At 33.9% G+C, this 25,694-nt stretch carries 49 protein-coding genes; 38 read left to right on the plus strand and 11 right to left on the minus strand.

Annotated elements, in window-relative coordinates:
- Positions 1 to 586: 586 nt before the first annotated feature.
- From HHL23_RS09185 to HHL23_RS09205, 5 genes are all read right to left on the minus strand, one after another.
- The gene (locus tag HHL23_RS09185) at positions 587 to 1,183 is read right to left on the minus strand and encodes a methyltransferase domain-containing protein (RefSeq protein WP_169234514.1); all 597 of its coding nucleotides are present in this window, start codon (positions 1,181 to 1,183) and stop codon (positions 587 to 589) included.
- A gap of 132 nt (positions 1,184 to 1,315) precedes the next feature.
- On the minus strand, positions 1,316 to 3,118 hold the full coding sequence (locus HHL23_RS09190) for a POTRA domain-containing protein (RefSeq protein ID WP_228464684.1): 1,803 nt from the start codon (positions 3,116 to 3,118) through the stop codon (positions 1,316 to 1,318).
- 571 nt (positions 3,119 to 3,689) lie between these two features.
- Positions 3,690 to 4,055, minus strand: coding sequence for a hypothetical protein (locus HHL23_RS09195; protein WP_169234515.1), 366 nt, complete (start codon positions 4,053 to 4,055; stop codon positions 3,690 to 3,692).
- 292 nt (positions 4,056 to 4,347) lie between these two features.
- Positions 4,348 to 4,890 carry a DUF4468 domain-containing protein gene (locus HHL23_RS09200; protein ID WP_169234516.1) on the minus strand — a complete coding sequence of 181 codons (543 nt, stop codon included), beginning with the start codon at positions 4,888 to 4,890 and terminating at the stop codon, positions 4,348 to 4,350.
- The gene (locus tag HHL23_RS09205) at positions 4,887 to 5,327 is read right to left on the minus strand and encodes a hypothetical protein (RefSeq protein WP_169234517.1); all 441 of its coding nucleotides are present in this window, start codon (positions 5,325 to 5,327) and stop codon (positions 4,887 to 4,889) included. Before HHL23_RS09205 ends, HHL23_RS09200 begins: the two co-directional genes overlap by 4 nt.
- A 222-nt stretch (positions 5,328 to 5,549) precedes the next feature.
- Between HHL23_RS09205 and HHL23_RS09210 the strand changes: the two genes are divergently transcribed.
- From HHL23_RS09210 to HHL23_RS09220, 3 genes are read left to right on the plus strand one after another with little or no spacing between them, the layout of a single operon-like run.
- Positions 5,550 to 5,834 carry a hypothetical protein gene (locus tag HHL23_RS09210; RefSeq protein ID WP_169234518.1) on the plus strand — a complete coding sequence of 95 codons (285 nt, stop codon included), beginning with the start codon at positions 5,550 to 5,552 and terminating at the stop codon, positions 5,832 to 5,834.
- A gap of 22 nt (positions 5,835 to 5,856) precedes the next feature.
- Entirely contained in the window at positions 5,857 to 6,294 is a 438-nt protein-coding gene (locus HHL23_RS09215) for a hypothetical protein (protein ID WP_169234519.1), read from the plus strand.
- A gap of 1 nt (position 6,295) precedes the next feature.
- Positions 6,296 to 6,562: a hypothetical protein gene (locus HHL23_RS09220; protein ID WP_169234520.1), complete on the plus strand. Its 267-nt coding sequence runs from the start codon at positions 6,296 to 6,298 to the stop codon at positions 6,560 to 6,562.
- Here the strand turns inward: HHL23_RS09220 and HHL23_RS09225 are convergent.
- Positions 6,548 to 6,979 (minus strand): hypothetical protein, encoded by a 432-nt coding sequence (locus HHL23_RS09225; protein ID WP_169234521.1) that lies wholly within the window; start codon positions 6,977 to 6,979, stop codon positions 6,548 to 6,550. The genes HHL23_RS09220 and HHL23_RS09225 overlap by 15 nt on opposite strands.
- Positions 6,980 to 7,127: 148 nt before the next feature.
- Positions 7,128 to 7,436 carry a hypothetical protein gene (locus HHL23_RS09230; RefSeq protein ID WP_169234522.1) on the minus strand — a complete coding sequence of 103 codons (309 nt, stop codon included), beginning with the start codon at positions 7,434 to 7,436 and terminating at the stop codon, positions 7,128 to 7,130.
- Positions 7,437 to 7,611: 175 nt separating this feature from the next.
- Here HHL23_RS09230 and HHL23_RS09235 point away from each other — a divergent pair, with 175 nt between their 5' ends.
- Both HHL23_RS09235 and HHL23_RS09240 read left to right on the plus strand, forming a co-directional pair.
- Positions 7,612 to 7,884, plus strand: coding sequence for a hypothetical protein (locus tag HHL23_RS09235; RefSeq protein ID WP_169234523.1), 273 nt, complete (start codon positions 7,612 to 7,614; stop codon positions 7,882 to 7,884).
- 29 nt (positions 7,885 to 7,913) lie between these two features.
- Entirely contained in the window at positions 7,914 to 8,234 is a 321-nt protein-coding gene (locus HHL23_RS09240; protein WP_169234524.1) for a hypothetical protein, read from the plus strand.
- Between the two features lie 307 nt (positions 8,235 to 8,541).
- On the opposite strand, the gene HHL23_RS22910 is transcribed toward HHL23_RS09240, so the two are convergent.
- Positions 8,542 to 8,676 carry a photosystem I reaction center subunit XII gene (locus tag HHL23_RS22910; protein WP_169234621.1) on the minus strand — a complete coding sequence of 45 codons (135 nt, stop codon included), beginning with the start codon at positions 8,674 to 8,676 and terminating at the stop codon, positions 8,542 to 8,544.
- Between the two features lie 192 nt (positions 8,677 to 8,868).
- Between HHL23_RS22910 and HHL23_RS09250 the strand changes: the two genes are divergently transcribed.
- From HHL23_RS09250 to HHL23_RS09295, 10 genes are all read left to right on the plus strand, one after another.
- A complete protein-coding gene (locus HHL23_RS09250) occupies positions 8,869 to 9,402 on the plus strand; it encodes a Rad52/Rad22 family DNA repair protein (protein ID WP_169234525.1) in 534 nt (177 codons plus the stop codon).
- Positions 9,389 to 10,162, plus strand: a complete 774-nt coding sequence (locus HHL23_RS09255) for a YqaJ viral recombinase family protein (protein ID WP_169234526.1) — start codon at positions 9,389 to 9,391, stop codon at positions 10,160 to 10,162. Before HHL23_RS09250 ends, HHL23_RS09255 begins: the two co-directional genes overlap by 14 nt.
- A 142-nt stretch (positions 10,163 to 10,304) precedes the next feature.
- Positions 10,305 to 10,580, plus strand: coding sequence for a hypothetical protein (locus HHL23_RS09260; protein WP_169234527.1), 276 nt, complete (start codon positions 10,305 to 10,307; stop codon positions 10,578 to 10,580).
- A 212-nt stretch (positions 10,581 to 10,792) separates the two neighbouring features.
- Positions 10,793 to 11,269: a hypothetical protein gene (locus tag HHL23_RS09265; protein ID WP_228464689.1), complete on the plus strand. Its 477-nt coding sequence runs from the start codon at positions 10,793 to 10,795 to the stop codon at positions 11,267 to 11,269.
- Complete coding sequence (locus tag HHL23_RS09270) at positions 11,244 to 11,555, plus strand: hypothetical protein (protein ID WP_169234528.1); 312 nt, start codon at positions 11,244 to 11,246, stop codon at positions 11,553 to 11,555. Before HHL23_RS09265 ends, HHL23_RS09270 begins: the two co-directional genes overlap by 26 nt.
- Before the next feature lie 31 nt (positions 11,556 to 11,586).
- Positions 11,587 to 11,847 carry a hypothetical protein gene (locus tag HHL23_RS09275; protein WP_169234529.1) on the plus strand — a complete coding sequence of 87 codons (261 nt, stop codon included), beginning with the start codon at positions 11,587 to 11,589 and terminating at the stop codon, positions 11,845 to 11,847.
- Positions 11,847 to 14,351, plus strand: a complete 2,505-nt coding sequence (locus HHL23_RS09280) for a DNA methyltransferase (RefSeq protein WP_169234530.1) — start codon at positions 11,847 to 11,849, stop codon at positions 14,349 to 14,351. Before HHL23_RS09275 ends, HHL23_RS09280 begins: the two co-directional genes overlap by 1 nt.
- Before the next feature lie 103 nt (positions 14,352 to 14,454).
- On the plus strand, positions 14,455 to 15,240 hold the full coding sequence (locus tag HHL23_RS09285; protein ID WP_169234531.1) for a DUF1376 domain-containing protein: 786 nt from the start codon (positions 14,455 to 14,457) through the stop codon (positions 15,238 to 15,240).
- On the plus strand, positions 15,173 to 16,114 hold the full coding sequence (locus HHL23_RS09290) for a hypothetical protein (RefSeq protein ID WP_169234532.1): 942 nt from the start codon (positions 15,173 to 15,175) through the stop codon (positions 16,112 to 16,114). Before HHL23_RS09285 ends, HHL23_RS09290 begins: the two co-directional genes overlap by 68 nt.
- Before the next feature lie 26 nt (positions 16,115 to 16,140).
- Positions 16,141 to 16,329, plus strand: a complete 189-nt coding sequence (locus HHL23_RS09295; RefSeq protein ID WP_169234533.1) for a hypothetical protein — start codon at positions 16,141 to 16,143, stop codon at positions 16,327 to 16,329.
- Here HHL23_RS09295 and HHL23_RS09300 read toward each other — a convergent pair.
- Complete coding sequence (locus tag HHL23_RS09300; protein ID WP_169234534.1) at positions 16,313 to 16,477, minus strand: hypothetical protein; 165 nt, start codon at positions 16,475 to 16,477, stop codon at positions 16,313 to 16,315. The genes HHL23_RS09295 and HHL23_RS09300 overlap by 17 nt on opposite strands.
- Before the next feature lie 103 nt (positions 16,478 to 16,580).
- Between HHL23_RS09300 and HHL23_RS09305 the strand changes: the two genes are divergently transcribed.
- From HHL23_RS09305 to HHL23_RS09415, 23 genes are all read left to right on the plus strand, one after another.
- Positions 16,581 to 16,943: a hypothetical protein gene (locus HHL23_RS09305; RefSeq protein WP_169234535.1), complete on the plus strand. Its 363-nt coding sequence runs from the start codon at positions 16,581 to 16,583 to the stop codon at positions 16,941 to 16,943.
- Positions 16,944 to 16,960: 17 nt separating this feature from the next.
- Positions 16,961 to 17,248 (plus strand): hypothetical protein, encoded by a 288-nt coding sequence (locus HHL23_RS09310; RefSeq protein WP_169234536.1) that lies wholly within the window; start codon positions 16,961 to 16,963, stop codon positions 17,246 to 17,248.
- Positions 17,249 to 17,295: 47 nt separating this feature from the next.
- The gene (locus HHL23_RS09315; RefSeq protein ID WP_169234537.1) at positions 17,296 to 17,505 is read left to right on the plus strand and encodes a hypothetical protein; all 210 of its coding nucleotides are present in this window, start codon (positions 17,296 to 17,298) and stop codon (positions 17,503 to 17,505) included.
- Positions 17,506 to 17,648: 143 nt separating this feature from the next.
- Positions 17,649 to 17,894 carry a hypothetical protein gene (locus HHL23_RS09320; protein ID WP_169234538.1) on the plus strand — a complete coding sequence of 82 codons (246 nt, stop codon included), beginning with the start codon at positions 17,649 to 17,651 and terminating at the stop codon, positions 17,892 to 17,894.
- A gap of 61 nt (positions 17,895 to 17,955) precedes the next feature.
- Positions 17,956 to 18,348 carry a YopX family protein gene (locus HHL23_RS09325; RefSeq protein WP_169234539.1) on the plus strand — a complete coding sequence of 131 codons (393 nt, stop codon included), beginning with the start codon at positions 17,956 to 17,958 and terminating at the stop codon, positions 18,346 to 18,348.
- 3 nt (positions 18,349 to 18,351) lie between these two features.
- Positions 18,352 to 18,780, plus strand: coding sequence for a hypothetical protein (locus HHL23_RS09330; protein WP_169234540.1), 429 nt, complete (start codon positions 18,352 to 18,354; stop codon positions 18,778 to 18,780).
- The gene (locus tag HHL23_RS09335) at positions 18,761 to 19,063 is read left to right on the plus strand and encodes a hypothetical protein (protein WP_169234541.1); all 303 of its coding nucleotides are present in this window, start codon (positions 18,761 to 18,763) and stop codon (positions 19,061 to 19,063) included. Before HHL23_RS09330 ends, HHL23_RS09335 begins: the two co-directional genes overlap by 20 nt.
- Before the next feature lie 3 nt (positions 19,064 to 19,066).
- Positions 19,067 to 19,261: a hypothetical protein gene (locus HHL23_RS09340; RefSeq protein WP_169234542.1), complete on the plus strand. Its 195-nt coding sequence runs from the start codon at positions 19,067 to 19,069 to the stop codon at positions 19,259 to 19,261.
- Positions 19,262 to 19,285: 24 nt separating this feature from the next.
- Positions 19,286 to 19,618, plus strand: a complete 333-nt coding sequence (locus HHL23_RS09345; RefSeq protein ID WP_169234543.1) for a hypothetical protein — start codon at positions 19,286 to 19,288, stop codon at positions 19,616 to 19,618.
- A 5-nt stretch (positions 19,619 to 19,623) separates the two neighbouring features.
- The gene (locus HHL23_RS09350) at positions 19,624 to 19,827 is read left to right on the plus strand and encodes a hypothetical protein (RefSeq protein ID WP_169234544.1); all 204 of its coding nucleotides are present in this window, start codon (positions 19,624 to 19,626) and stop codon (positions 19,825 to 19,827) included.
- 107 nt (positions 19,828 to 19,934) lie between these two features.
- Positions 19,935 to 20,264, plus strand: coding sequence for a hypothetical protein (locus HHL23_RS09355; RefSeq protein ID WP_169234545.1), 330 nt, complete (start codon positions 19,935 to 19,937; stop codon positions 20,262 to 20,264).
- Between the two features lie 43 nt (positions 20,265 to 20,307).
- A complete protein-coding gene (locus tag HHL23_RS09360; RefSeq protein WP_169234546.1) occupies positions 20,308 to 20,550 on the plus strand; it encodes a hypothetical protein in 243 nt (80 codons plus the stop codon).
- Positions 20,551 to 20,552: 2 nt separating this feature from the next.
- Positions 20,553 to 20,813, plus strand: coding sequence for a hypothetical protein (locus HHL23_RS09365; protein ID WP_169234547.1), 261 nt, complete (start codon positions 20,553 to 20,555; stop codon positions 20,811 to 20,813).
- A complete protein-coding gene (locus HHL23_RS09370) occupies positions 20,810 to 21,175 on the plus strand; it encodes a hypothetical protein (protein ID WP_169234548.1) in 366 nt (121 codons plus the stop codon). Before HHL23_RS09365 ends, HHL23_RS09370 begins: the two co-directional genes overlap by 4 nt.
- Positions 21,172 to 21,564 carry a hypothetical protein gene (locus HHL23_RS09375; protein WP_169234549.1) on the plus strand — a complete coding sequence of 131 codons (393 nt, stop codon included), beginning with the start codon at positions 21,172 to 21,174 and terminating at the stop codon, positions 21,562 to 21,564. Before HHL23_RS09370 ends, HHL23_RS09375 begins: the two co-directional genes overlap by 4 nt.
- A gap of 1 nt (position 21,565) precedes the next feature.
- Positions 21,566 to 21,823: a hypothetical protein gene (locus HHL23_RS09380; protein ID WP_169234550.1), complete on the plus strand. Its 258-nt coding sequence runs from the start codon at positions 21,566 to 21,568 to the stop codon at positions 21,821 to 21,823.
- Complete coding sequence (locus HHL23_RS09385) at positions 21,820 to 22,239, plus strand: hypothetical protein (protein ID WP_169234551.1); 420 nt, start codon at positions 21,820 to 21,822, stop codon at positions 22,237 to 22,239. The genes HHL23_RS09380 and HHL23_RS09385 overlap by 4 nt, the downstream gene beginning before the upstream one ends.
- Positions 22,236 to 22,655, plus strand: coding sequence for a hypothetical protein (locus HHL23_RS09390; RefSeq protein ID WP_169234552.1), 420 nt, complete (start codon positions 22,236 to 22,238; stop codon positions 22,653 to 22,655). The genes HHL23_RS09385 and HHL23_RS09390 overlap by 4 nt, the downstream gene beginning before the upstream one ends.
- Before the next feature lie 2 nt (positions 22,656 to 22,657).
- A complete protein-coding gene (locus tag HHL23_RS09395) occupies positions 22,658 to 23,101 on the plus strand; it encodes a hypothetical protein (RefSeq protein ID WP_169234553.1) in 444 nt (147 codons plus the stop codon).
- Between the two features lie 2 nt (positions 23,102 to 23,103).
- Positions 23,104 to 23,364, plus strand: a complete 261-nt coding sequence (locus tag HHL23_RS09400; RefSeq protein WP_169234554.1) for a hypothetical protein — start codon at positions 23,104 to 23,106, stop codon at positions 23,362 to 23,364.
- Positions 23,361 to 23,621 (plus strand): DUF7352 domain-containing protein, encoded by a 261-nt coding sequence (locus HHL23_RS09405; RefSeq protein WP_169234555.1) that lies wholly within the window; start codon positions 23,361 to 23,363, stop codon positions 23,619 to 23,621. Before HHL23_RS09400 ends, HHL23_RS09405 begins: the two co-directional genes overlap by 4 nt.
- Before the next feature lie 195 nt (positions 23,622 to 23,816).
- Complete coding sequence (locus HHL23_RS09410) at positions 23,817 to 24,032, plus strand: hypothetical protein (RefSeq protein ID WP_169234556.1); 216 nt, start codon at positions 23,817 to 23,819, stop codon at positions 24,030 to 24,032.
- 474 nt (positions 24,033 to 24,506) lie between these two features.
- The gene (locus HHL23_RS09415; protein WP_169234557.1) at positions 24,507 to 24,815 is read left to right on the plus strand and encodes a helix-turn-helix transcriptional regulator; all 309 of its coding nucleotides are present in this window, start codon (positions 24,507 to 24,509) and stop codon (positions 24,813 to 24,815) included.
- 29 nt (positions 24,816 to 24,844) lie between these two features.
- On the opposite strand, the gene HHL23_RS09420 is transcribed toward HHL23_RS09415, so the two are convergent.
- Complete coding sequence (locus tag HHL23_RS09420) at positions 24,845 to 25,048, minus strand: hypothetical protein (RefSeq protein ID WP_169234558.1); 204 nt, start codon at positions 25,046 to 25,048, stop codon at positions 24,845 to 24,847.
- A gap of 73 nt (positions 25,049 to 25,121) precedes the next feature.
- Positions 25,122 to 25,682, minus strand: coding sequence for an N-acetylmuramidase family protein (locus HHL23_RS09425; RefSeq protein WP_169234559.1), 561 nt, complete (start codon positions 25,680 to 25,682; stop codon positions 25,122 to 25,124).
- Positions 25,683 to 25,694: the final 12 nt, after the last annotated feature.

A 25,694-nucleotide genomic window follows, 5' to 3' on the forward strand; every position in this document is an offset into this window, starting at 1 on the left:
CATTAATATATCATTTCCACTATCTCAATTCTGGAAATATGTAGTCCTTGCTTATAACCCAACCAGATTCAGCTATATGCACTGCTGATTAATCTGCCTGGAGCAGAAATGAGGGCTGCCTTAAAGAACGATATAGATTAGATTCTAAACACACAAACAAATGATAATAGTAGTTTATTCAAAACCATCATATTAATTTCCCTTCTTTTATAATCAATCACTTTTAAATCTCTCCTGTATTCAGGAGGGATTTTTTGCATTAATTTATTTAAGGCACTTAAAATCGGAATAAAGCATGCGAGAAGTCAACTATCACTCATAGAAATAGCCAACGGCTTTTTTCAGAAGACTTTGTTCCTCCCTGTAGTCGTTAAAAAAAAATCCTTTCTTCAATAATAAGCATAGTGAAAAAATGAGGTAATAAATAAAAAAATATACAATATTCAGACCTATGCATTTCGTTAAATAACTAATTTGTCTATTATATGGGGTCTCTGGGGTGACATTTATTTCCCAGCTTCCAGGTTTTATTTCAAATCAGTTATTTTTTGAATAACTCGAATTTTCTGAATTGTTATTATCATCATCATGAAATTTTCTTCCAAAAATTCAATAATCCATTACAGGCAGTACCCGTTAAATCAAAACTGCTTGGAATTTCGTCCCATTTACTCCAATAAGTCGCTAACCGTGTCCCTACAGGAGTTTTATCAAGCTGTTCTTTTACGTAATCTGAATAATCATAATATAAATCCCTGTCCGTAGGCACCGTATCATCAATTAAACATGAAGTATCTATATTTTCATAAAAAGAATTGAAAAAGTAGAATGCATCATAATCCGAAAAAGAAATTTTGTTGATATTGGAATGTATAAATTCTACATTCGTAATTTTATGCCTGTTCGCTATTTTTTTTGATATTTTAGTAAGAGCCGCTCTTTGCTCGACTCCAAAAAACATTCCCTTTGTAGAAGCTGCTCCCACCAGACAAAACTTTCCGGCACCAGCACCAATATCCAGTACTTTACTATTAGGCTCTTCGGCGAGGTATTCGGCTGCCATTCTGGCAACAGCAATAGGCGTCCAGTGGCGGTTTGCCAATTCTCTTATATGATTTGGGTAAAGTTCATTAAAAGTACTGTCTTTAACATCAATATTTAATTTGAGTTGTTCAAAAATCATTGGGTACGTTATATAATCTTCATAATTTAAGAAATTAATAGCAGATATGATCTTTTTTTTGATCAAACGGTGCGCCGAAGAAACGAAGGGGAAACTTTGGTGCATTAAAATTTCACAAGAATCATTTCATTATCAATTTCCAAAATTCACAAAATGAGGGATATCTGTCGCGAAACTATTCATTGGTAAAATATTATTTCGGTTGCTGTTAAAATCAAAAACTGAATTATTATCGAAAGGAACACGGGGATAATAGGTGAAAGAAATTTGAATTCTGTTGAAAACCAAAAACGGATTATTGATTAAAACTCCCACCCCTATTTTTGTGTTAGCGGTGGTTTTAAGCAATTTGTCTGCAGGCATTCCTAACCAGCCGACTGCGGCAGTTAAATACGGACTGAAATGGAAATTCTTCCATGTTTTATTCACAAAAAGCTGAAGCTGATATCTTAAAACCAATTTTTTAGTTCCTATAAAATCTGAATTGTAAACAGGAAATTCATCTGCAGCAGAAAGATTAATTCTGTCTCTATAAGTATAATTATGCTGCGGATTTCCCAATGCTAAAGTAGGAGAAAAAAAGTGTCTTGCTTTGGCAAATTTCCAATCCATGAGATTGGTAAAATACGTTCCGTCCAAACGGAAAGACTCCCGATTTTGACTATCCTCATTAAAAAATCGTCCAAACTCAGCTTTCAGATTGAAATAACCAATCTTTATAAAATTACCATAAGACGCAGAAATGCCCGCATAAGGCCTTACTTCATTACTTCTAGATAAAGCTCCGGCAGTTAAATTAACCGAATTTCCATACGCAATATCCTCCGGTAAATCATATTGAAAAATATTCTTCTGAACCGAAAAATTTCTGCGAATAAATCCGACAGACATCAGAAAACTGCTGTAAGAACTAAAATATTGATACTGATCTATTCCGGGACTGTCTTTATATTGGTAATTCTGAAACCTTCCTATCAAGGCAATATTACTGTTGACTCTTTCTTTAGAATCAGCTGAAACGGGAATCTGATAACCACCCCATAAGTCCTGGCTGTACACCTTGATTTGAACTTCCGGAAATTTAGTATCTGTAGCTGTCGGAAGTGCCACATTCCGCATAAAATATTCGAAAGTAAGACCTCCGGCCCATTTCGTCAGGGGTGAGAAAAAATCTCTTCTGACATTGAAATTGATTCTTTCATTTTTCAAGAAATCACGTTCCCCCAGGATCTGAGCGTTGATATAAGAACCCCAAAGGTTATATGCGGTATAGCTTCCTAAAAGATAATCCTGCTTTTCCTTGGAATCATTTCTGTACAGCAAATTCAATTCGTGCCCTAATCCTAATACATTCTCTTCGGTAACTCCCAAACCAATCTTACTTCCTGAATAACTGACCCTAGGCTTCAGACTCCAGGAATCGAGAACTTTTACCACAACATCAATAGAATCTTTGCCGGATGTACTGTCGGAAACGCTTATATTCACTCGGTTTATAAAAGGCATTGTTCTCAGCAAACGCTCAGATTCGTAGAGCTTCTGCGCGTTATACTCCTCACCTTCCTTAAAAAGCAAATAATTATTAATAGTAGTATCTCTTGTATTCGCATGAAGATGATTGGTAAACCAGTCATACCATTTGGACTTTTCTTTTTTCTCTTTCGAACCATATCCGAAAGGGTCAATTGTTTCTATCTTGATATTTCTGATATGCTTCCCATTGTAGGTCTCTTGCGACAGTTTCTCAGTTGTTGTTCTCACCGATGCCGAATCCGCCTGTCTACGAAATATGAAACGGTGAATAAATTTGGTGACTTTCGTTTTATCTGAAAAATTCTCTATTTTATAATAAAGCGAATCTTTTTTCTCCTGTGCATTCAGAAGGGAAAAGCCACTTAAAAAGAAAATTAAAATTGCAATCAGTCTATTCATCATAATCAAAAAATTCGATAAAGCTTTTGATATCAATTTACAAGCCAATAAGGGTAAAAAACGAGGTTTTAACGGAAAAAATAAACTATGTCCCACAAAGAAAAGTATATTTTACACACTTGACTTGTGATAAAGCTGCTGAGTTCAGATCAATATATCCTTACTGTGCATTTTCAATCTCTCTTTTTCCGAAGTAAGTGAATCTCTGCCGTTCAACTTAATTTCAATATAATATTAAATAATTTTGTATCACCATCTACCTAATAATCACAAGGAAATACAAAGTTCTTTGTAGTAGATAGCTCTTCCGTAGAGAATACAGAAGTCTCTCATTTAATAAGGTTGAATAAAAAGCAGATCTATTTAATAATCAAATACTTAAAATAACAGTCAATAAAGTCGTAGTCCTACTACAATTTTTAAAATTTCACTAAAAACTGACCTTTTAGTATTGTATTTTTATCTATATTTAGTGATATAAGATGATGAAAAAAACACAAATCATGAAAAAAAAGCCTCCAATTCTGATCGGATTTCTGAGAATCATATTTCGGGCATCAACCGCGTGGTGAGGCTACTGAGGATTCTTTTTGTATGTGTGGAATACGTGGAAAAATAAATAGTAATAATAAGGGACATGGAGAAACGCATGAGACTTCATGAGCTTATATCTAGTAAATGTAAAAGACCAACAGAGGATTTTGGTATTCTTTCTTCGAAAGTAAGCCCAGAAGCCAATGGAGAGGTACTTTCCAGCTGAAGGTATATCCTTTAAATCAATATTTGTTAATCGGTTGTAAGAATATTTATGATGAATCGGAACACCGTTATTATTGTTACGGTTATTGTTTAAGACATGTGTAAGCTGTCCTGCTTTGCTGTACGTGTAGGAAGTCTCACTCCTGTCTGGATAGGTCTGGCCTATTCTTCTGCCACTCATATCATGTGATTAACAATAGAATTTATTTCACTTACCTTGGCCAATCACAAAAAACAAAGCATTGAAAACAAAACAACCCACTGTAAAAACAGCAGGTTGTTTATTTAACACTGTGACCACGGAGGGATTCGAACCCCCAACCCTCAGAGCCGAAATCTGTAAATTTTATAATTGATGCGTATTAATCGTGTTTTTGGAGGGTTTTTATATCATATTATTATCTGATATTATAGTTTTGTTACTCTTTTTGTTACTTTTTTGTTACGGAAAACCCACTCTATTTACGGGTATTTTACCAGTCGCTACTCCCTTCGTATTTTTTATTCATTGCTTCTTTTAATGACTCAATTGTTTGTTTGATTTTAACTGAAGTATGATCTTTGATATCATTCCATGCTTTATTATTTGCACCTCCCCTGCTTGGCTTTGGCGCATTGTCTGATACAGTAAGTAAACCATAGCTAATTGCCGAGCCTCCGGGTACATTAGTTCCTATATGTCGGAAAGAATGAAATGAATATTTATATCTACCATCCTTGACGAATATATTGATCTTATAATCCACATCACCAATAACCGCACCCACCCCGAAATAAAGTTTACCCGTCCTGTAGCTCATGCTTCCGTTTCCTGACAGTTCGCCATTCACGCGGTCTTCTGTCGCAAGAACATATTTTTCATCATTATAGGTTTTTCCAATCCAACTCCTTGCACGGTTAAATAATTCATCTTTTGTCACAGTTGAGTCTACTTTTACAACTTCTTCAAACTGAAGCTCCTGAGAGAAAATTAAAATTGAAAATAGGAATGTAAATAATGTGAATGCTTTTTTCATGGTAACTGTTTTTGATATCGATCCTCATTAGGATGCTCGAAGATAGAAATAAATTTATTGTCAAGAAAAATGATCAGTAATTTTTTAGATGATATTTCCCCGTTATCATTATAATTGAGTAGAATATATGGATTTGCTTTTTCGGTAGCAGGAATAATATTGTATTCACCGTTTAATAATTTTCCATCGGTCTTATCCATGTATGAATAGGTCCCATCTGACCTGAATCGATAAGTAAACAATTGATTCGGCCCAGCAGCAATCCAATTATTCCTTTCAATAGAAAATCTTCCCCAAAACTTCCATGTTCCAATTAATTCATTTTGTAGCTGCCTTTCGTTGTGTAATATATCTCTGCCTTCATCATCAGGCTGATTCATACAACTTTGAACAGATAAAACTGTAATTGATATAAATAAGAGTAATATTTTTTTCATAATTAAGTTTTTGCAAAGATAAATATAATGCTTACACCCTATTACGGGTATCCGTAAATACCCCCTTTTTTAAAATCAGTCTAAAATGTAAAAAAATAAAATTTAATTCATTGCAAAATGAAATATTTTTATATATTAGCAAATCATGGAAATGTGATATATTTCAGTGTATGTGTCTGATTTAATTAGTAATTTTATAAAGAATTTTAAAAATTTTTATCAATGAAAACAAAACTAATTATTTTAGGTGCTACAGTAAGCGTCCTATTTTCATGTACAAATGACCGAAGCGAGGACGAAGCAGTTACAGCTACTCCACAGGCTAAAGTTATAGAGCTAAAAAAACTAAAAACTAACAAGGATAATAACGGATCTACCGCAAAGATTGGAGATTCTACAATTGTTATCCCTCATAAGATAGAATCAAATCCAGATGGAAATGGAATCTCAAACCCAACAGACCCAGGAGAGGTCGTTGACCCAACAAAGCCAGATAAACCTTGGTAAAGGAAAGGCTATAACACAAAGAATGGCAACAATACTTGTATTGTTGTCTTCTATTCTACCGTTCCTTAACAATATACTTAAAAGATTTTACGATACGACTTCTCTTGTACTTGATGTCCGTGGAGCTAAAGAACTGGACTTGGATAGTGCTATTTTCTTTTTCGCAATGCCAATATCATATCTTTGTATAGCATACGGAGGCAGATTTGGAGCACATAAAAAAAGTTACTATGCAGTATATTTATCCGCATACTTTCAAGTTGTTATTGTTATCAATTATATTTTTGTAAGCACTAATGTAGCTTACTTCATCACCCAGATAGCATTATTCATTATATTCTTTGTGGTTGCAATTCTTTTGTTAAAAAAAGCAAAATACTACACTAGTATGGAAGCTAAAAATGAATTCTTGAACAACACATTAGACAGATATTCATCAATCTTAAGAGAGAAAAAGTAATATGGAATTTTTAGAGAAAAAAGATAGGCTTAAGATTTTAATATCTATCAGTGATCAGCTGTGGGACGATTACAAATCAGGAACTCTTAAAGCAGATGAGTACCTGACAAAAGCTGACGAAATCAGAGAAGAGCTTAATAAAGTTGCCGAAGTGACATTTTTAGACATGCAGGAGTTGTCTAAAAGTTTTGGCTATATTCTAATTAAAAGCAGAAATATTTTTGGCAACAATAGAAATTACAAGTTTCAAAGATTAATTTTTAATTGAAGATTTAAACTCTTCCAATTCTTTCATAAACTTATCAACCTTTTCCGTAAGAACTAGAATTTTTCGATCTTGTATATCCTTTACACCCTTATTTCGCATATTTTCAAGAATGAGTTTATCAGATGTTTCTGATGGCAATGATTGAGTGTGGTCATTTTCTGTATTCAGCATTTTTCCTTCCCCTACAATTAACCAACGCGCATTAACTTCCGGAAACTTTTTTAACAATGCTGTTATTAAGTCCAATCCAGGTTTATTTCTGCCACTTTTAACATGTGAAATTTTAGCCTGAGAAATTTCCTCAACCTCCTGTGATGATTTATATCCGGAGTAGCTGTAATATGAAAGAACCTGCATAAACCTTGCATTGACTTCCGGAATACTTAACATTTGTTTATTATTTTCTTTTTCTTTCATATATTTGTATAAATATTAAATCGTTATGAAAAATATATTCTCACAGATCATAGCCTTTTTATTCTGGAATTCATTGAAAGATATTAATTTTCAAATTCCGAAAGATGTTGCTGTTTCCGTATTTAAGAAAAGCCTTAAAGCCAGACTGTTATTCTTTTTCAAAATATTCAAACCCTAAAATTTCATGTGTACCCACCAGTATTGGCACACCTCTCAATACTCCTCTATTCGCAGTACACACAAGAAACATAGCCCCTGCCTTAAAAATAATTAACACCTCCTCATTAATTGAGGAGTTTTTTATGCCTACACTTTCTCTTCTTTCTTTCCCATTATGAGTATATGAAATACTTCTGTATCTCTGCTCTTCAACATTAAATCCTTGGCTACTCATAAACTTCTTTACCCCAGAATATAACCCTTCTGGTTCTTCGATATTAGGTATATAAAATCTCATACTAAATTTTTCTCACTGGTTATCAGTACTTTACATTTGTTTAGTAAAAATACTTAACAAATGTTTTGTTTACTTAACATTTGTTACGTAATATTGTACTACAATTACAACGATAACCACTGTAACTGAAATACAAAAACAATTAAAACAACAAAAGTAGTAAAAAATTATGCTAATGCTAAAAATAAGAGAACCGATTTCGGTTAAGATTTCAGATCACTTGAGAGAATTCACTACTAAATATGACCGGGCTGATGTAATAAGCAAAGTAAATGGTGTTAGTTCTTCAACGTTGAGAGATTTAGTTTACCGGGGTAATTCAGTTTCAGAAAACAATTTACCCGCCTTGAAACTTCTATTGATTAAAGCTTGTGAAAATGCTGATGCAAAAATGAAACAGGCTAGTAATTGTAAAAGAGACATTAAAAAAGTCATCGACTGCATCTAAAATATTCTTCAATCATTAATTCTTTCATCATGCATACAACCATCTCAATACCTCAATTAGAAACTATCGCTTTTCAGAGAATTGAAAATGAAAACTTCATAACAGGCGAAGTAGATTTTAACCCGACTTACGGGGTGTACACTGGCTATTTGCAGATCACACCGACAATCTGCATTGACTTTACAGATTCAAAGTTTTGTCTGGCAGATGAAGGCGAGAAAATAGCAGAAATCAGCTCAGATCTTGAAAGGGCGGTTGAGAACTATTTGAGAGATAACTACTCTATTGAGATGAATGAAGATGAATATGACTTTGCAGATATGAGAATTAAACTTCAAAAAGAATATTAACATGAAAACAATCATAACCATTATAGCCACTTCTGTCCTTGTGATTTTGGGATTCTTCAAATTGTTTATACATGATCTTATAACCTTTTTAAATAGACCACAATGAGACTGAAAAACAGATTTAAGAACCGTTTTATCTCACATGAAAAGTGGATTGAATGGTTTACAGCAAGAGACTTTAAGGCAGGCGTAATAGCTTGTTTAGCAAACCCAAACTTTCGCAAAAACTGGATTTACACCATTAAAAAGCAAGTAGCATGAAAAGTTTATCAACAAAAATATTAGAGCAAATCCCGATTGAACACATTTATCGGTTTCTCGAACAAAAAAACGCTTCCAAAAAGCAAAATGGCGGTGACCGAGTGGGATCCGTTACCGCCAGCCGAAAGGCTAAAACAGATGCGATAATCGCAATGACTAGAGAATTAGCAAAATAACAAATAAAACATTATGAAAACACACGGCAACCAATTATCATGGACTGAATACCAAACTCAAATTTTCAATGGTTTGAGAATGACTATAGGGCTTAAAACAATGGACACTAAGGCTACGAAATTGGCTAAAAGCTACTTTAACCAAGGCTATAATGTAGACGATGCTATCGGTGGTATAGTCGCTAAATACTAGAATTATGGCAGATCCAAAAATGATAACGACAGCAGACATAAGTAAGGCAAATGAGCTTATTCTATCTGTTGGCCAATTGAACGGTGTTATAGGCAAGACACCTGAGAAAGCAAAAAAAGTAAGACCGGCTAAAGGCGGTGGTACATGGACCTATGTTTCGGGTTCTTACATGAAAAAGCAATTAAACATGCTTTTCGGCTGGAATTGGGACTTTGAAATAGTTTCTGAGCAAATACTTACCGAAGCTGGTGAAGTGATTGTAAAAGGCAAATTAACCTGTAGATCAAACGGTAATACGATTGTGAAGATGCAGTATGGCAATAAAGACATTGTCTTCAAAAAAAATACTCAAATCCCTCTTTCTATTGGTAATGACCTAAAATCGGCTGCCACAGATGCTCTGAAAAAATGCGCTGCTGAAATTGGCATTGCACAGGACGTTTACGCACCAGAGGATTTCAAAGATGTTGAAGTAGTAGAAGAAATCCCTTCAGGCAAGTCTAATACTGAAAAAATGCAAGCACATGGTCAATTATAAAGGTTTCCAGAATGACGAAGACTGGCTGAAATTCAGAGCGAATTACTTTACAGCAAGTGAAATTTACAAGCTACTTTCTGAACCAAGAGATAAATCCGAATTGTTATCCGTGGGTGCAAAAACATACATTTCAGATTGTGTTGCAGAAATGCTTTCTCCACCAGAGCCACAGTATTATAATTCAGCTATGGAAAGGGGTAATGAAGTTGAACCGAGAGTAGCTGAACGAATTGCAGTAGAATTAGGTAAAACGGTTAATGATGACGACTTTATCTATACATCAGTCGGCGAAAGAATTTTCTTCTACAATGATGAATATAATTTGGGCAGCACACCGGATGTTATCATTCTTAATAATATGATTTGCGAGGTTAAGTGTCCGAAATCAAAAACACATCTTAAATACTTAATGATTAAATCAACTGAAGATTTTTTCAGGGTAAGCAAAGATGAATCACCTTCATCAAAAGATTCTTTAAAAAAATACTATGGTCAGATGCAGTTGAATATGTTTTTAACTGATACTGATAAGTGCCTTTTTGTAAGCTTCGATGATCGTTTTTTCAATCCCTTACTTCACTATCATTCAGTTTTAATTCCACGTGATGAAGAATACATCAAAAAGCTTTTAGAGAAAGCAAAGCATGGCAAAGAGTACAAAGAACAAATCCTAAAAACCATAAATGAAAAATCATGTCAATCATCAACCATCCGCAAAACTACAAGGACTCGAAAGTCTACGACAAAGAAGATCATATGAACTTTGCTCTCTGGTATTTTGCCAGACTACACAAAGTCCTTACGCAAAAAGAACTGGATCGCACACGAGAGAATTTTATCTACGACATGGAATATTACCTCTCTCTTCCTAACCCAAGTAAAAACATTGAAATATTATAATTATGAGCAGAATACAAGAGATTAGAGAGGTAGTAGCAGAGAAATTTGAGTTTGTAGACTGGAATGATTTACGGTCTTTCCATATTCTAAATGATGTTCCGGGATTAGAAGAAATTGAAAATGATGTTATCGCTACTTATACTGAAGAGTGTATCAAAGCATCTTTACTGAAAGCGAGTAATGGTAAGTCATTCTATAAGATTAATGATTGTTGCGAAAGGGTTTACGGAGTAAAAAAGGAACATATCATAGATCCAGATAATATAGTTCTACTTTAAAATTCGAATAGCCATGAATCTATACCACAAAATAGCAGAGGTTAGAAACCATATTGACAGCCTCCAAAAAATCGCAAACAAGCATAAAGAGAACAATAAAAAACGTCTTTATAATTCAGTTTGCGAGAGAATAGATCAAAACAAGCTTCATCTTAAGGAATTGAATGAAGACTTGAAAAAGAACAATAAGATAATCATATACCGACTGCATCATGAATAGCACAATAAAAAAGAAGACTGGTCTTTGTATCGACTGTCCTGCAGATTCAAAAGAGCAACCTCTTATCGCTAAAAGATGTAAAACTCATTATTGGAATTACAGAGCCAGTTTGAAGCCAGTAAAAATCAAGGACATCGGAAAACCTATTCCTAAATTTTCAGCCAAAAGAAAGATTGAAAACCCTCAGTACACGATAAAGAGACTTCAATTTTTAGCACAGCCAGAAAACTTAAGATGTTTTATTGAAGGTTGTAATAGACGAGCAGATACAATTGAGCATATACGTGGTAGAAAAGGATTTGCAGACGATTGGGCGAGGGATAACAACATCAGTCTATACTTAGATGTAAGATTCTGGAAGCCGTGCTGTAATGACCATAATTTGGAATTAGAAAGAAATCCGGAAATGTCGCAAAAATACCAACTCAGTAAAATTTCAGGAAATGCCAAAATTCAAAAAACGAATTAACATTGAAAACGCCACTTCTTTCAAATTAGAATACAGAGATGGCAACGGAGAAATGAAAGAAAAGGAATTTACTTCTTATAAATCAATGGAACAATTTCACAGTCGCCAAGAAGCTTTTCTCTATCTAGATTTTCATCGCTACGCTTTTGTAAATGAAAAATGGCACCGATTCATGAAGTTGAGATCTCCATTTGTTTTCCAGGAAGAATTGGATTTTATAAACAAAACATTCACTGAGGAAGATGAATCTGAAAATCTTCAAACAATATTAATTGAAGATAATTAAACTCAATAATTAACATCAAAAAATTAAAATTATGCCAAGTTATATTTCAATGTTTCAATACAGTAAAGACACTTTCTCTGTAATTCATCCATTGAATTCAGAAGTGTATATCAACGACACAGCAAATGTTTATCATAAAACATTGTTACACGCAAAGAACCGAGCTACTAACGAATTGAACATCATAGAGGTAATCGAATGTAGACCACATAAAACAGATCCGACAAAACTAATCAGTATTGTAAGATGTGAACCTCAATCTATTCCTGAAACAGAAAAAATAGAAAACTAATGGATTACCAAGAGTTTTTAAAAAACAAAGTTATAATCTCAGAAGATTACGGATTTGAACCTAACTGGATTCCGGAGATTGCTAAAGATCATCAAAAGGATATCTGCAGCTGGACTTTGAGAGGTGGCCGCCGTGCAATATTTGCATCTTTCGGTTTAGGTAAAACATTTATGCAGCTTATCAATGCTGTGAACTGTATCAACGAAACCGGAAAACCTTTTCTTATCGCTTGCCCTCTGGGAGTGATGGGAGAATTCAAAAGAGATAATGAAAAACTAAATACAGGATTTGAAATTGAGTACATCAAAGACACCGATTCTATATCTGAATATTCAAAAAAGATTTATCTCACAAATTACGAAAGGATCCGAAAAGGTGATATTAAGGCCGAAAAGTTCGGTGGGGTTTCTTTTGATGAAGCATCTATTTTGCGGAATTTAAAAACCGAAACTACAAATTACATTATAAACTACTTCAAACAAATACCATACAGATTTGTAGCTACTGCAACACCTTCTCCAAATGATTACATCGAGATTCTAAATTATGCTGAGTTTTTAGGTGTTGCAGATCGTGGGAGTTTACTAACAAAATTCTTTAAACGTAATCCGCAAAAAGCAGGTGATTTAATGCTTTTAGAATCTCAGAAAAATGACTTCTGGATGTGGGTTTCAAGTTGGGCGGTTTTCATTAACACACCTTCCGATTTAGGATATCCAAATGAAGGCTACGATTTGCCGAAATTAAATGTAATAGAACATCGAATTGAAAATTTAAGCGATGAGATAATCCAAAACAAATTTGGTGATTTGATTCTTTTCAAAGACAATACAAAATCTTTGGTAGATAGCTCCCGTGAAAAAAGAGATTCTTTAGAATTACGATGCGAAAAGACTTTTGAAATCACAGAAACTTTAAACGATGACAATTTTATTCTTTGGCATCATAGAGAAACGGAGAGATATCACCTGGAGAAACTTTACAAAGAAAAATCTTACAATTCTGTTTTCGGTTCTCAAAAAAATGAAACTAAAGAAGATCTTCTGATTGATTTTTCAAACGGTAAATACCAATATCTCTTAACGAAACCTGTAATCGCAGGATCCGGATGTAATTTTCAGGAGCATTGTAATAATATGGTTTTTGTAGGTATTGATTACAAATTCAATGATTTCATACAGGCTATTCATAGACTTTACAGATTCGGTCAGGACAAAGAAGTAAACGTACATATTATCTACACAAACAACGAAGATCATGTTTTTTCTACTCTAATGAAGAAATGGGAAAAGCACAAAGAGCTCCAATCTGAAATGATAAAATTAGTTAGAGAGTACGGCTTAAATAACGAATTAATTAGAGATAAAATGGAAAGACAAATATTCAGCAACGGAGATAAAGTTATTATTGGCGATGCGACCCTTTACAACAATGATACGGTGGTGATTTCAGCTGATGAAAATGAAGTTCAGGATAATTCAGTTGGAGTTGTTATTACATCTATTCCGTTTGGAAATCATTTTGAGTATTCAGGCAATTACAATGATTTCGGTCACAATATTAACAATGAAGGATTCTTTGATCAAATGGATTATTTAGTTCCTCATTTGTTCAGAATGCTAATACCCGGAAGAGTTGCTGCAATCCACGTAAAAGACAGAATCAGATACTCTTATCAAAATGGAACTTCATTCACTTCTATGGACGATTTCAGCGGCGATACTGTAAGATCATTTAAAAAACATGGATTTCATTTAATTGGTAAAATCACGATAACAACGGATGTCGTTCGGGAAAATAATCAAACTTATAGATTGGGACATTCTGAAAAATGCAAAGACGGTTCTAAAATGGGTGTAGGGATGCCCGAATACGTTTTACTATTCAGAAAACCGCCTTCAAATTCCGATAACGCCTATTCCGATCTTCCAGTATTTAAGCATAAAGAAGAATATCCTGTTGAAAGATGGCAGTTAGACGCTCATGCTTACTGGAGAAGTTCCGGTGATCATTATTTAGATATCGATGATCTAAAAGATAAAGATCTAAAAGAAGTTTGGAGAGTTTGGAAGCAGTATAACGATGAAGGATTGTACACTTTTGAAAATCATTTAAAACTGTCTACAGCTCTGGAGCGAAAAGGGAAGATTTCACGTGAATACATGACCATTCCCCCACACTCGAATAATGATTTTGTTTGGACCGATATAAACCGTATGAATACCTTGAATGCTCGTCAGGTTTCTAGCAACAAAGAAAAGCATATATGCCCGCTTCAAATAGATATAGTTGATAGGCTGATTGAATTATTTTCGATGAAAGGCGAGACTGTTTACGAGCCATTCGGAGGATTGATGACCGTTCCTACCAGATCTCTGAAGTTAGGCCGTAAGGCTAAGGCTGTAGAACTAAATTCTGATTATTACAAGGATGGTCTTTTCTACGTTCGATCTATGCATGAAAAATTAAACATGCCTACTCTATTCGACTTAATGGAAGTGTGAATATGAAATTTACCATACAATGAGTGATGTTTGAGTATGGAATACGTACAGGTGATTGAGGCCTGGTTAAATTGCTTTTGAATTACTAAATATTAAAGAATGAATGAAAGATCCTGCATTCTTATTTTACAGTAAAGACTTTTACGAAGGAACCAGAATGATGCTTCCTGAAGAAAGAGCGTGTTACATGGATCTTCTGGTTTACCAACACCAAAATGGTAAAATTCCGCTTGAAACTAAAAGGGTGCTTATGTATTGCAATGGGATCGATTTAGCGACCCTTGAAGCGACCCTTGAAGCGAAATTTGAACAAACAGAAGACGGATGGGAAAATTCTCGCCTTAGAGATGAAATATCAGCCCGTGAAAATTACAAATCAGGGCAATCTGACAGCGGAAAAATAGGTCAATTTTGGAAAAAAGCCAAAAAATTCCTCGCAAAAAAAGAATATGACAAATTACGTAAAGCCTTTATTGATAAGGAATCTATATTGGAATTTACAGAACAAAACGAAATAAATAAAAATACCCTTGAAGGGTTGCTTGAAGGGTCGCTTAAGCATATTGCAAATGTAAATGAAGATGTAAATAAAGATTTAAATACTTTAAAAATAACAATTCCTAGCGAAAATGAATTTTTGGATTTTGTTGAAAATTGGATGATCGAAAATAAAAAAGATTATCAATCAAAAAAAACTCAAATAATCACAAAGTATCAAACGTGGGTTGATGCAGGCTGGAAAGATGGATACGGAAACCCGATAAAAAACTGGAAACTTAAATTTCAAAACGTCGAACCTCACTTAAGAAAAGATTTCAATAATGGGCAATCAAACAATTTTAAAACCAAATCAAACGGGACCGGACTTAGACAGTCAGTTGAGCGGTGATGCTCCTCCTATCCTGACAAGAGCAATCGAATATCTTCTTATTAACAATCCAAAACATCCGGTTGCAGAAAAATACAAGGAACTACTGATCAAGTATGAAAATGATTTTGACAAGATGATAGATTCCATGCCAAAGCAGAAAGAGATTGTTTTACCGGAATTAAAACCGATGAGAGCAGAAAGTCTTTACGAGGTGTTTAAAGCGAATTTTGAGCTTGTAAACGGCAAAGAATTCAATGAAACAGCTAACGATGGAGAGTCGAAAAAACTAGTGTACACATTGATCGCTTATTTCCTACAAAGAAAATCATTTTTCAACAGCCCTCTTCTAAACAACCAAAGTGTTCCAAACCTCAATAAAGGCTGGGTTATTATCGGAGAGCCGGGTATTGGTAAGACTGCAATTGTAAAAACATTCTACGAAGTTTTCAGATATGCATCAGTAAACCCTTTGATTGTGAAGGATATTGAAGGAACAGACCAGCTTTTAAGAAGATACAATCTGCAGTTCAAATATAATTCAGTTGACGAAGTTGTGAAACAATATGAATCTGCTAACCGCCATGATAGAGAGGTTGATCGCGATTATCAATTGTCACTTTTTCAAAAGAGATATGAGCTAGGAACTAATGCATTTGATGATTTATTATCTGAGGATATGGCTAAAAACTATGGAAGTGTTGATTTGATGAAAAAGATACTTAGTGAGCGGTACGTAAATCACGCTAGAACATTTCTTACTCTGAATTATTATGGGGAGAATGTCAGAGAAACCATCAAGGAAATAAAGATCAGATATGGAGACCGAATCTATGATAGGTTCTTTGAATGTTTCAATATCATCGAGTTACAAGGAATGAGTCTAAGGAAATAAAAAAAATAAAAACCATGAGCCCAGAAATGAAAAGCCTAACTGAAGTATACAGGCAGAACAGAATAGACAAGCTATCCCCAATTACAATGATTGATCAGTTTGGAAACTATCAGCAATATTTTGAGGACAAAGATGACCAAGGGATCATTTCAACCCGGAAGAGGCTAAGAAGGCGGATTAACCTTTGGAAGAAGAAAATCAATCTTCAATTTTAATATCTGAATTTTCAGCCTCCCTCCTAACCAAGCTTTCCAAATACTGAGGTGGTGACATTTGATTCTTCTCAGCTAATTTTTTGATCAGCTGCTTAAAAATTGGCGAAACCCTCATCTCAAAGCGTTCTGTCTTACTTTTTTCTTTCATAAAACTTATATGTACGTACAAATCTACAAAAAAGTTAATTAAAAATTTTGTTGTACGTACAAATGTACGTACATTTGAAAAATCAAATCAAAGAGAATTCAATATGAAAACAGTAAAGTACACATTGGTAAACGGACAAGAAATCGAATTAACGCCTGAAGATATAAAGCTTTTGAAGCCTGTATTAGATGAAGCTTTCGCTAATCTGGACGATATTATCTACAAAAAGCTAAAAGTATCTACACCAGATGAGATTAGAGAAGCTTTAGCAGCTATGACAAATGAAGAGCTGCTTCGGCTTGCCGAGCAAAATGACCCACACAGGCGAGACGGCCGAAGACCTGACGCTTTTTCAACTAAAATATTTCAAGAAATGTTTAAAAGAGCAGGTTACGGGTACAAACAGCTTAGTCACATGAGTTTCAAACAGAGAAATTATCTCGCAAGTTTAGGACTTAGATTTTAATATAAATAATAAAGATCATGATAACAAATAATACAGAAGTACTAAATAATTTCATCATTGAAGTATCACTGATAGATCCAGTTAAGAAAATAGTCAAGCAATTAGAAGAGGGTTCTTTCAGAGATTGTGATATTAAATGGCTAAACGATAGACTGAAAAGTTTTACTGAGCTCGCATGTGAGACTTTAAATGTTAAAATAGATGCCCAACCTGAAACTACAAACTACACCCAATTCAACGATTATGTTAAAGCTAAATACCTAAGCTATTTCAACATACTATTGTCATATTTCAAATCATTTTAACTGAAGTTTTTAGCCAGCCTGAGCAAGCTGTAAAAAGGCTTTTTAATATGATAATTTATTACAAAGTAATCGAAGTATGGTGTCCGTATCCATTTCAAGATATTATTGATCATAGATACTGCATTTTCTCTTTCACTAAAAAACCATTCAGAGATATAAAACTAAAAATAGAATCCAATACCTCAATAAAAGAAAAAGAGGAATTTTTAAAAGAAAGATTAGGTTTAAAAAAAATTCAAGTTTTAAAAGTGAAGTAACGCCCGGGGTCGGCTTAAAGACCCCATATAAAACAGATCTAATATGAGAAAAGTATTCATTTACATAAAGTACCTGCTTAAATATCGCAAAGAATTTAAAGCGTACGAAAGAGAATTAAAAAAAATAACTAAAAACAAATAGCATGAATTTAACGATCAAAGACACAGTAGGACTGAATGAAGAATCAGTATTAATATTGGTTAATAGTCTATTGCAAAACCGAAAACCTAAAGATAATTCATTTGATTATGGATTTGAAACCCATGGTGCTATAGGATTGCAAGTCAACTACAATCAGGACTATCCAATACAAGTTTTTCAGTCCAACAAAAGAAAATCTTTAAAAGACAGAATTGAAATCAAAATAGAACGGCATTATCCAATATAATTAGTTTTCCGGGCAGAGGTACGCCAAAGCCCGGTTTTAAAAATTTCAAAAAATCTAAAATATGAACAGAGAAATAAAATTTAGAGGTCAAAGAGTAGATAACTCTGAATGGGTGTTTGGATTTTATGCTGGTGCTCCAGGAACATCTTGCGTAAACATCCTAACATATGAAAATTTACAATATACTGGTGATTATTGCTGTCACGAAGTGTTATCCGAATCCGTTGGTCAATTCACGGGTTTAATTGATAAAAACGGAACATTTATTTATGAAGGGGATATTTTGAAAACTTATCAAATTTTTTCACTTGACAATATTGGATTAGATTCTTTCAATGTTATCGTTCGTTGGAATATGAACTGCTGGTTAGCTAATGGAATAATAGGGGAAAAACAAGCTGAAATTTCAGAAGTAATAGGCAACATCCACTCTAATCCAGAACTACTAAAATAAATTATGCAAAAGTTAGCCATTTATTTAAACGAGAAACAATTAAACGTTTTAAAGTACATATTTCAAAATACATCAATTGAAATATTTAATTACGCTGTAAAAAACTATAATATTCAGCGTATCTACACTCTTGTTGAAAATGGTGTTTCTGTTAATTTCTTTTCTAATGATAAATTACGAGCATCAGTTTTTGTAGCTGAGTTATTTAATTTATTTCAAACAGAATCTCAAGGATTAAGAGCGAAAGAAATTAAAATAAATATGGATAAGATTGAGAGATTAATAAAATTTAGAATGTCCTGTAATCGGTCGTATTGTAATGAATTAAGAACCTACAATGAATTGAGAGAAGAATATAATCTTTTAAACGCAAGATTTTCTGAATTCCGAAAACTTTATAAAAAATATAAATATGAATTGGAAACCTATTAACACAGCACCTAAAGACGGGACAAGAATTATTGTATGTCATTGGAAACATTACAGCCCCATAACAGCATCATGGCGAACCTATCACCCAAATGCTGAAGGTAAAGCTCAATGGCGTGATGACAGCGGTATAAAAACCGTACCAACACATTGGGATATTTTACCAGAAGAGCCAATGCAAGACAAATGCAAGAAATGCAAAAATATATTATCATTCGAGGAAATGAAATACAGCGAGAATAATTTAATCTACTGCGAGGAATGCGCTGAACTACTAGCTAAATAGATTATGAAAAATGAAACAATTTGGAACCTTGAAGATATGCTATCAATTTATGAGAATGAAAAATTAGATCTTGAAATAGATTCAAAAAATACAGAACTCAAAGGCATGAGGGATCAGATTCTTAAAAAAATAAAATTTAAGGCAGTCAAGATAAAAGAATTGAAAAGGTGTATAAAATGGATCAAAAACCAGAATTAATTTAAAACTACTAAACAACAAATCATGAGTAAAACAAAATACATTAAGGTGGCGGTGTCGGAAAGACTGCCTGATAAAACAAATGAATATTTCACAGACAAGGGTAAAGCTATATTTGGATCAGTAATGAAGAACTGGCATGTTGATGAGCTACTAGCTTATCCTAATTACTGGCTTTGTGAAGTCCCAGACAGAGAGCAGGAGATGAAGGAGATGCTGGAACGTTGTCAAAAATCATTAGAGTATATCCACGAAAATGCAAAATTTGAATTCACAGAAGAAAACACAGAAGATCATATTGAGCATGTACCGTATTTAAAACAAGAATTGGAAAAATTACTTAACTCAATAAAATAATAATCATGGAAAATAGAAATTATTTAAACGGAAAACAATATCCATATGGATATAGAGAATGGATTTGGAAAGTATGTATAGAATATGGTTTCAAAGATAAAGATATTAATACAGCATATAAGCAATTAGACACTGATGCATTTTTATGCTATTTCATGGAAGGATTGTCACCTGTAGAAGCTGTTAGGGAAGATTCGTCATATGCTTAAATGTTCAAGAAGCCACAGAGCTAAACTAACCGATCCTAGGTAAAATCAATTATACACGGTAAGTCTGCACCGGTTCAACGTAGGCAAAAATATAAACTTTTTATTCAATGAAAAAACTATTTTCAATCGGCGTATTGACGCTGGTAATTCTGACTTCATGTCAAAATTCAAACGAAGACACAGCGGTTAACAATCAAGAATTAGCCAATAAAGCTACTGAGCTAGTTAAAGCTGGATCTAAAGGTCAAGAATCTAAATTAGGTCCAAATGACGCCTTTATCCAGTGCCATGATAGTTATTATTCCCCAATGGGAAATTCATGTGTTTGGGTTGATGGGCATCTTTTTAATGTTGTTTGGAATACTATGATGGGGCAAGGTTCAGAACCTCCTTATAAAGTTTATGATTCTTATCCTGTATCTCATTGCGGCTGCTAACTAATCATGGCCCTTCGGGGCCTTTTAAACTAAATACAATACTATGACACCAAAAGAAAAAGCACAGGAATTAAAAAATAAATTTTACCAAGTAACTCCATCACAAATATCATTAGGGACGGAGAGGAGTTTGGTAATTGAATGCACTAAAATAACCGTTGACGAAATAATGTCCGAGTTACAAAATGTTCAAGATAGAATTAATTTAGAACGAAAGGCGGTAAATTATTTAGAAAACAATCTGATTTATTGGAAGGAAGTAAAACAAGAACTAGAAAAACTATAGCCATGCACACAGAGAAACAAAGAATATTTGACGAGTACGCGAAAACGAGAGAATTCGAAGATTGGAATGATTTAAAGAATTGCTGCATAGAATATGATATTGATATTGATGAATACATTTTCGAAGCCTGTGACCTAGTCCAGCAGGAGCAGCAGAAGAGAATAGCGGAGAAAGCTACACTTCTAAAAATTGATGATTGTTGTCAACCGATTTATGGAGTTGACATAGACACAATTACCAACCCTGAAAACATTATATCATGAAACTACAACCAATGACGGACTTTGTTTTAGATCAATTAAGCATAAAACAGTCTACAAGCGAATTTAAAGAGGTTGTTCGGAATTACGCTACTTTCCTAAAACAGCCTTTAACGCTTGGAATGTTTGTTCCGTGTGATGAGCATAATATTCCGTTGCCTTATTTTATATCAAACGAATGGTTTAAAGCCAAAGAAAAGGTTTTGTTCGAAGGGTTTAGGCCTTGCATAACAAACGGTGTTCAATCTGTAGAACATGATAAGGTATGTGTCCATTTTGCACTTGTGAAGGGTAAAACAATTGAATCCATAGTAAACGCAAACATTGAACTAACCCCCTCTGCTTTAAAAACTATTGGAATATGAAACAGCTAGAAGAATTAACAGCCGATATACGGGAGAAGCTCCCAATGCTGAAAAACTCAATAAAAGCTGAAAGAATCCAAGATAGTGAAAATAATTGTTACCGGATATTTATGGGTGGTATATTCATGGGTACGACTAGCAATAATGAATTATCAAAATATGTAGTGAATCATATTAATGATGATGAAATAATGCTTAACGATGTTCTGGAATGGTTTGGCGAAAATTACGCTATCTACATTTATAATTTTCCAGATACTGGAATAAAAGGTCTTTTCTACCATACCGACTATGGTATGTTTGAGCATGCCTGGGATCTCTCAAAGCCCTATCTAAAAGACCAATCCCCGGAACTGATAAGCTTTTTACACTCACTAATTAAAAAATAAAATGAATTGTAAACCTATCTACTGCCATTTAGAATTCTGCTTAGAATGTGATAAGGTTACTCCTTTTATTGATTGGGTATGCCTGTATTGTGGCTGTGACACACCATTTGGAAACTATGACGATGATGATCGGCCATCGGAACAAGATGATGAATATAACTCGGAAATGATAAAGATCGGTGATCTTAGAGAAGCTAGTAAAGATATTCAGGAAATCTTTGAAAAATATTATCCAGTTAAACTAAAAACAAACCAATGAAACAGATAGAATTAGAATTAAAAGAAAGACTCCTTATTGTGGGTTTTGAAAATTTAGCAGCATTGGAATTTTTCAAATATCAATATTATTACGATTTAAGCCATGAATACACCAAAGATAAGTATGGGCTAATCTGCAAAGGCTCAGAATTTACAGATGAAGTGGCGGAAGAGTTTGTTTTAAAAATACCAGGTTGTAAAATGACTTATTATCTCCACAATAATGAGGAATCAAACATAACATCAAAAGCCTTAGACTCCTTCAAATCTGCTATCGAAGCACAAGGGTATTATTGGGGCGAGAATCCGTTTAACGAAAGAATAAACGCAGGATACACGTATGAAAAGTGGCAAGAAGCAGAATCCCGCACCTTCAACCCTGAGAAATCAATAATCTGTAAAATACTTAAATCATGACAAAAGAGCAGAAGATACAAGAAGCATATGGAGAAAGATACGATAGTCTTAAATCAGGAATTAATACTGATGGGATATATGTAGGTGATACTGAATTGCTGACAGATGAAGAATTTAACAACTGGAACTTCATTGGAAAAGCGAAGAATATTGGACCTGGTAAGTACGTTTCTGGAAGTCGCCCGACTTCGCTATCCGGAATCGAAAACAACAACGGCTGGATAAAGATTGAAAGTGAAGATGATTTACCAGTAAGTGGAAAATACAAAGTTATTTCGACTCATTATTCTAAATCAATAATCGCAAAATATGCTAGATCTGGCAATACATGGTTACCGGTTGGAACTGATGACAGAAGATTTATTGAAGTGACACATTACAAAGCAATAATTGAAGATAAGCCACCAATTTACTAGCTATGAAAACAAAAGAAGAACAATTGAAAATATACTCGGCTTATCTGCCGTATGGGTTGAAATTCATATCAAATCGTGATTCAGTCGATATTACAAATGCATGGACTTTAGTTGGATTAAAAATAGACAATAGCTATCCTCATAAACCAACGCTATTAAGCGAAAGATCAGATTACAAAAATGTTATAAATATATGGTCTCCAACCGCCAAACCTATCCTCTACGACCTATCCTACCTAACAAAGGAAGAATTAATAAAAGCAGGATTTAACGATCACATTGATTTCTTAACCCACGAAAGAGAGCACTGGATTAAAGTTTATGGGTTTGAAAAGTATATCAGTAAGCTTCCATATGGTCACTTTCAATATCTAGTCTCAAATCACTTCAACATCTTCAATTTGGACGAATCAGAATACATTAACAAAGCAAATTTAAAACAATAAAAATGGGAAATTTAGCAACACATTATGATCCCTTCAGTAACCCAAATGATGATGAAACATTTAGTGATTATGGGTATTGCGGGACTTATATTATTGATGGAAACTCTACTGGTGATAAAGATTTGGTGTGCTGTAAAAAGTGTATTAAAAAATTTAAGCAAGCAGATGCAGAATTACAGCAAGCCAGAAACTCTCAATTAAAAGATATGCAGGGATTTGTAGATTTTATGGAAAAAGAACTAACAATAAAAGAAGAGAAATGAAAACAATTTATAAATATCAATTAGAAATAACTTTAGATGTTCAAATTATAGAAATGCCAGTTCATGCTAAAATTCTAAGTGCTCAAAATCAAAATGAAAATCCATGTATGTGGGTTGAAGTTGAAACTACAAACGATGTCGAATTTAGAAGATTTTACGTTCTTGGAACCGGGTACCCAATGCCATCCAATACCTCAAGATTCATAGGTACAATACAAATAAATGACCTCGTATTTCATTTGTTTGAACTTTATTAATTACGGCAACCCACAACCAACCAATAAACAATAAAACTAAATTTGAAACCATGAAACAATTCATTAAAGACTGTCTGTTTTTTCAACATGAAGACGGCCAAATGCGAATGATAGGTGTTTTAGCCTGGATACAGCTTGCTGCAGTCGCTTACTTTTTGCGCTGGATGTTATCTCAGTAATAATTATCTTTGTCTCATGGACATAGAAGAACTCGAAAAACATATAATCGAAATAGTTAAGGCGAAACAAATTAAAAACGGAGGTAACGGAGGCAATAAGATGGATGATTTTGACCATATATTGAATCTGTCAATCGAAGATCGTAACGCCTTTCTTCAGCAAATGGTAGATGAAAATAAAATAGTAATCAGAGAAGGAGCTAATCATAGGATGATTATGTTGCCGAAATAAAACAAAGGCGTAGGATCAAAACCTCACGCCTTTGTTTTATTTAATATAGGGGGAATTAAATTCAACCGCTTTATCACATGTCAGATGTGTAAAGTATGACTTCTTCTTTGTCTTTGGATCCTCGAATACTTCACTATCCCATTTTATCCACATGTCAATTGTTTCCCAATTCCGGAAGCCTTGGTCATGAGGGTTAAAACTACATTTAACCTCAAAATGTCGCCTTTTTGGATCATCATCAAAACGGATAATCATTGAATTGGAATTCGGAGTCGTTTCTTCTACTATGGTCCCTCTAAGTTTCATGTATCAAAATTGATACAAAATGAAACATCATCAAAATATAAATTGATACTTTTTATATCAAAATTAATTTTTACAGAATTGAAGGGCGTTAAAAAGTTGTCCTCAAAAAATACGGATTACCATATTTCGTTTTGATAATTTTTTAGCACATTTGTGAAAACTCAAAATATGAAAAAGGAAAAATTAATGCAACTTCGAAAAGAGAAGGGCTACACTCAGCAACAAATGGCAGATGTCATTGCGACTGACGTATCGAACTATAATAGAAGAGAAAGTGGAGAAGTAAAGATGCTCAGAAGAGAATGGGATAAAATAGCTCGATTTTTAGATGTTCCAGTCATGGAAATCTACGAAGGTGATATTATAACGAAGCCTATTCCTGTTAAAAATGAAGCTTTTTACATCCGTACAATAGATAATCTTAATGCTTATATAAAACTTCAGAATGAGGAAATTGAACGGTTGAAAAAAAAATAGAGACCCCCACCTAATAAGTGGGGATTTTTTTACTTTTTAATCAAATGGTATTTTTCGAGGAATGTCTTTTTATATTCTTCAGCATATTGCTGAGCCTCCTCTTGTGATAGCTCTGAAATATGAAACTTTTGAGTGTCACTCTTTAATCCATCTTGTTTTTTCCCTACTGAATTGCATTCAGTATAAATCCATTCACTTATTGCTGGGCTTTTTAACTTAATAGTCTTGTTCATTATATGGTAATTTTGTTATTCAAAATTATGAGAAAATATCAAATCATTTCTCCTCACTTTTGAGGATATTTTGTTAAATTTTTGAATACTTATTATAAGCAGCTTGCATTTTTACATCGTAGTCATTTGCTTTATATCCGGGGCCATTGTACCCTTTCGCAAATAAGGTCCAGTTTTTATTCCGGAGGTGCGCTTGTAGGCCGAAAGCTTTAATGTATCTCACAAATGCATCCAATTGCCCAGCTTCTGAGTCGTACATTTTATTTATGAATTCCTGTAGAGACTTATAACACAGCTTTTGCCAGTTATCTCCCATCACTTGGAACCGGCCCCAAGAACAAGACATCAGAGCAGCTTCTCTATTTAATGTAGATGCTCTTTGAAGTTTCAGGTGTTGATCAGATTCTTTTCCATAGCCTCCGGGTGCTTTATTACAAATATCTGGATGGGAAATCGCGTACTTGCTATTCGTGTATTTATAAAACCTATGACGCTCAAAAAGTATCTTCGGCTCTCCGGATGGAAGAAATCCCGATCCTCGGCTTTCAACTTCAGCTACAGCCTTTATCGCCGCAACTTCGCAACCCAATTCTTTAGCCGCGTTGATATAATCATTTTCTGTTAGTGTTTTCATTTTTCAAGTATT

It is taken from the genome of Chryseobacterium antibioticum, assembly GCF_012927325.1.
GTDB classification, from domain to species: domain Bacteria; phylum Bacteroidota; class Bacteroidia; order Flavobacteriales; family Weeksellaceae; genus Chryseobacterium; species Chryseobacterium antibioticum.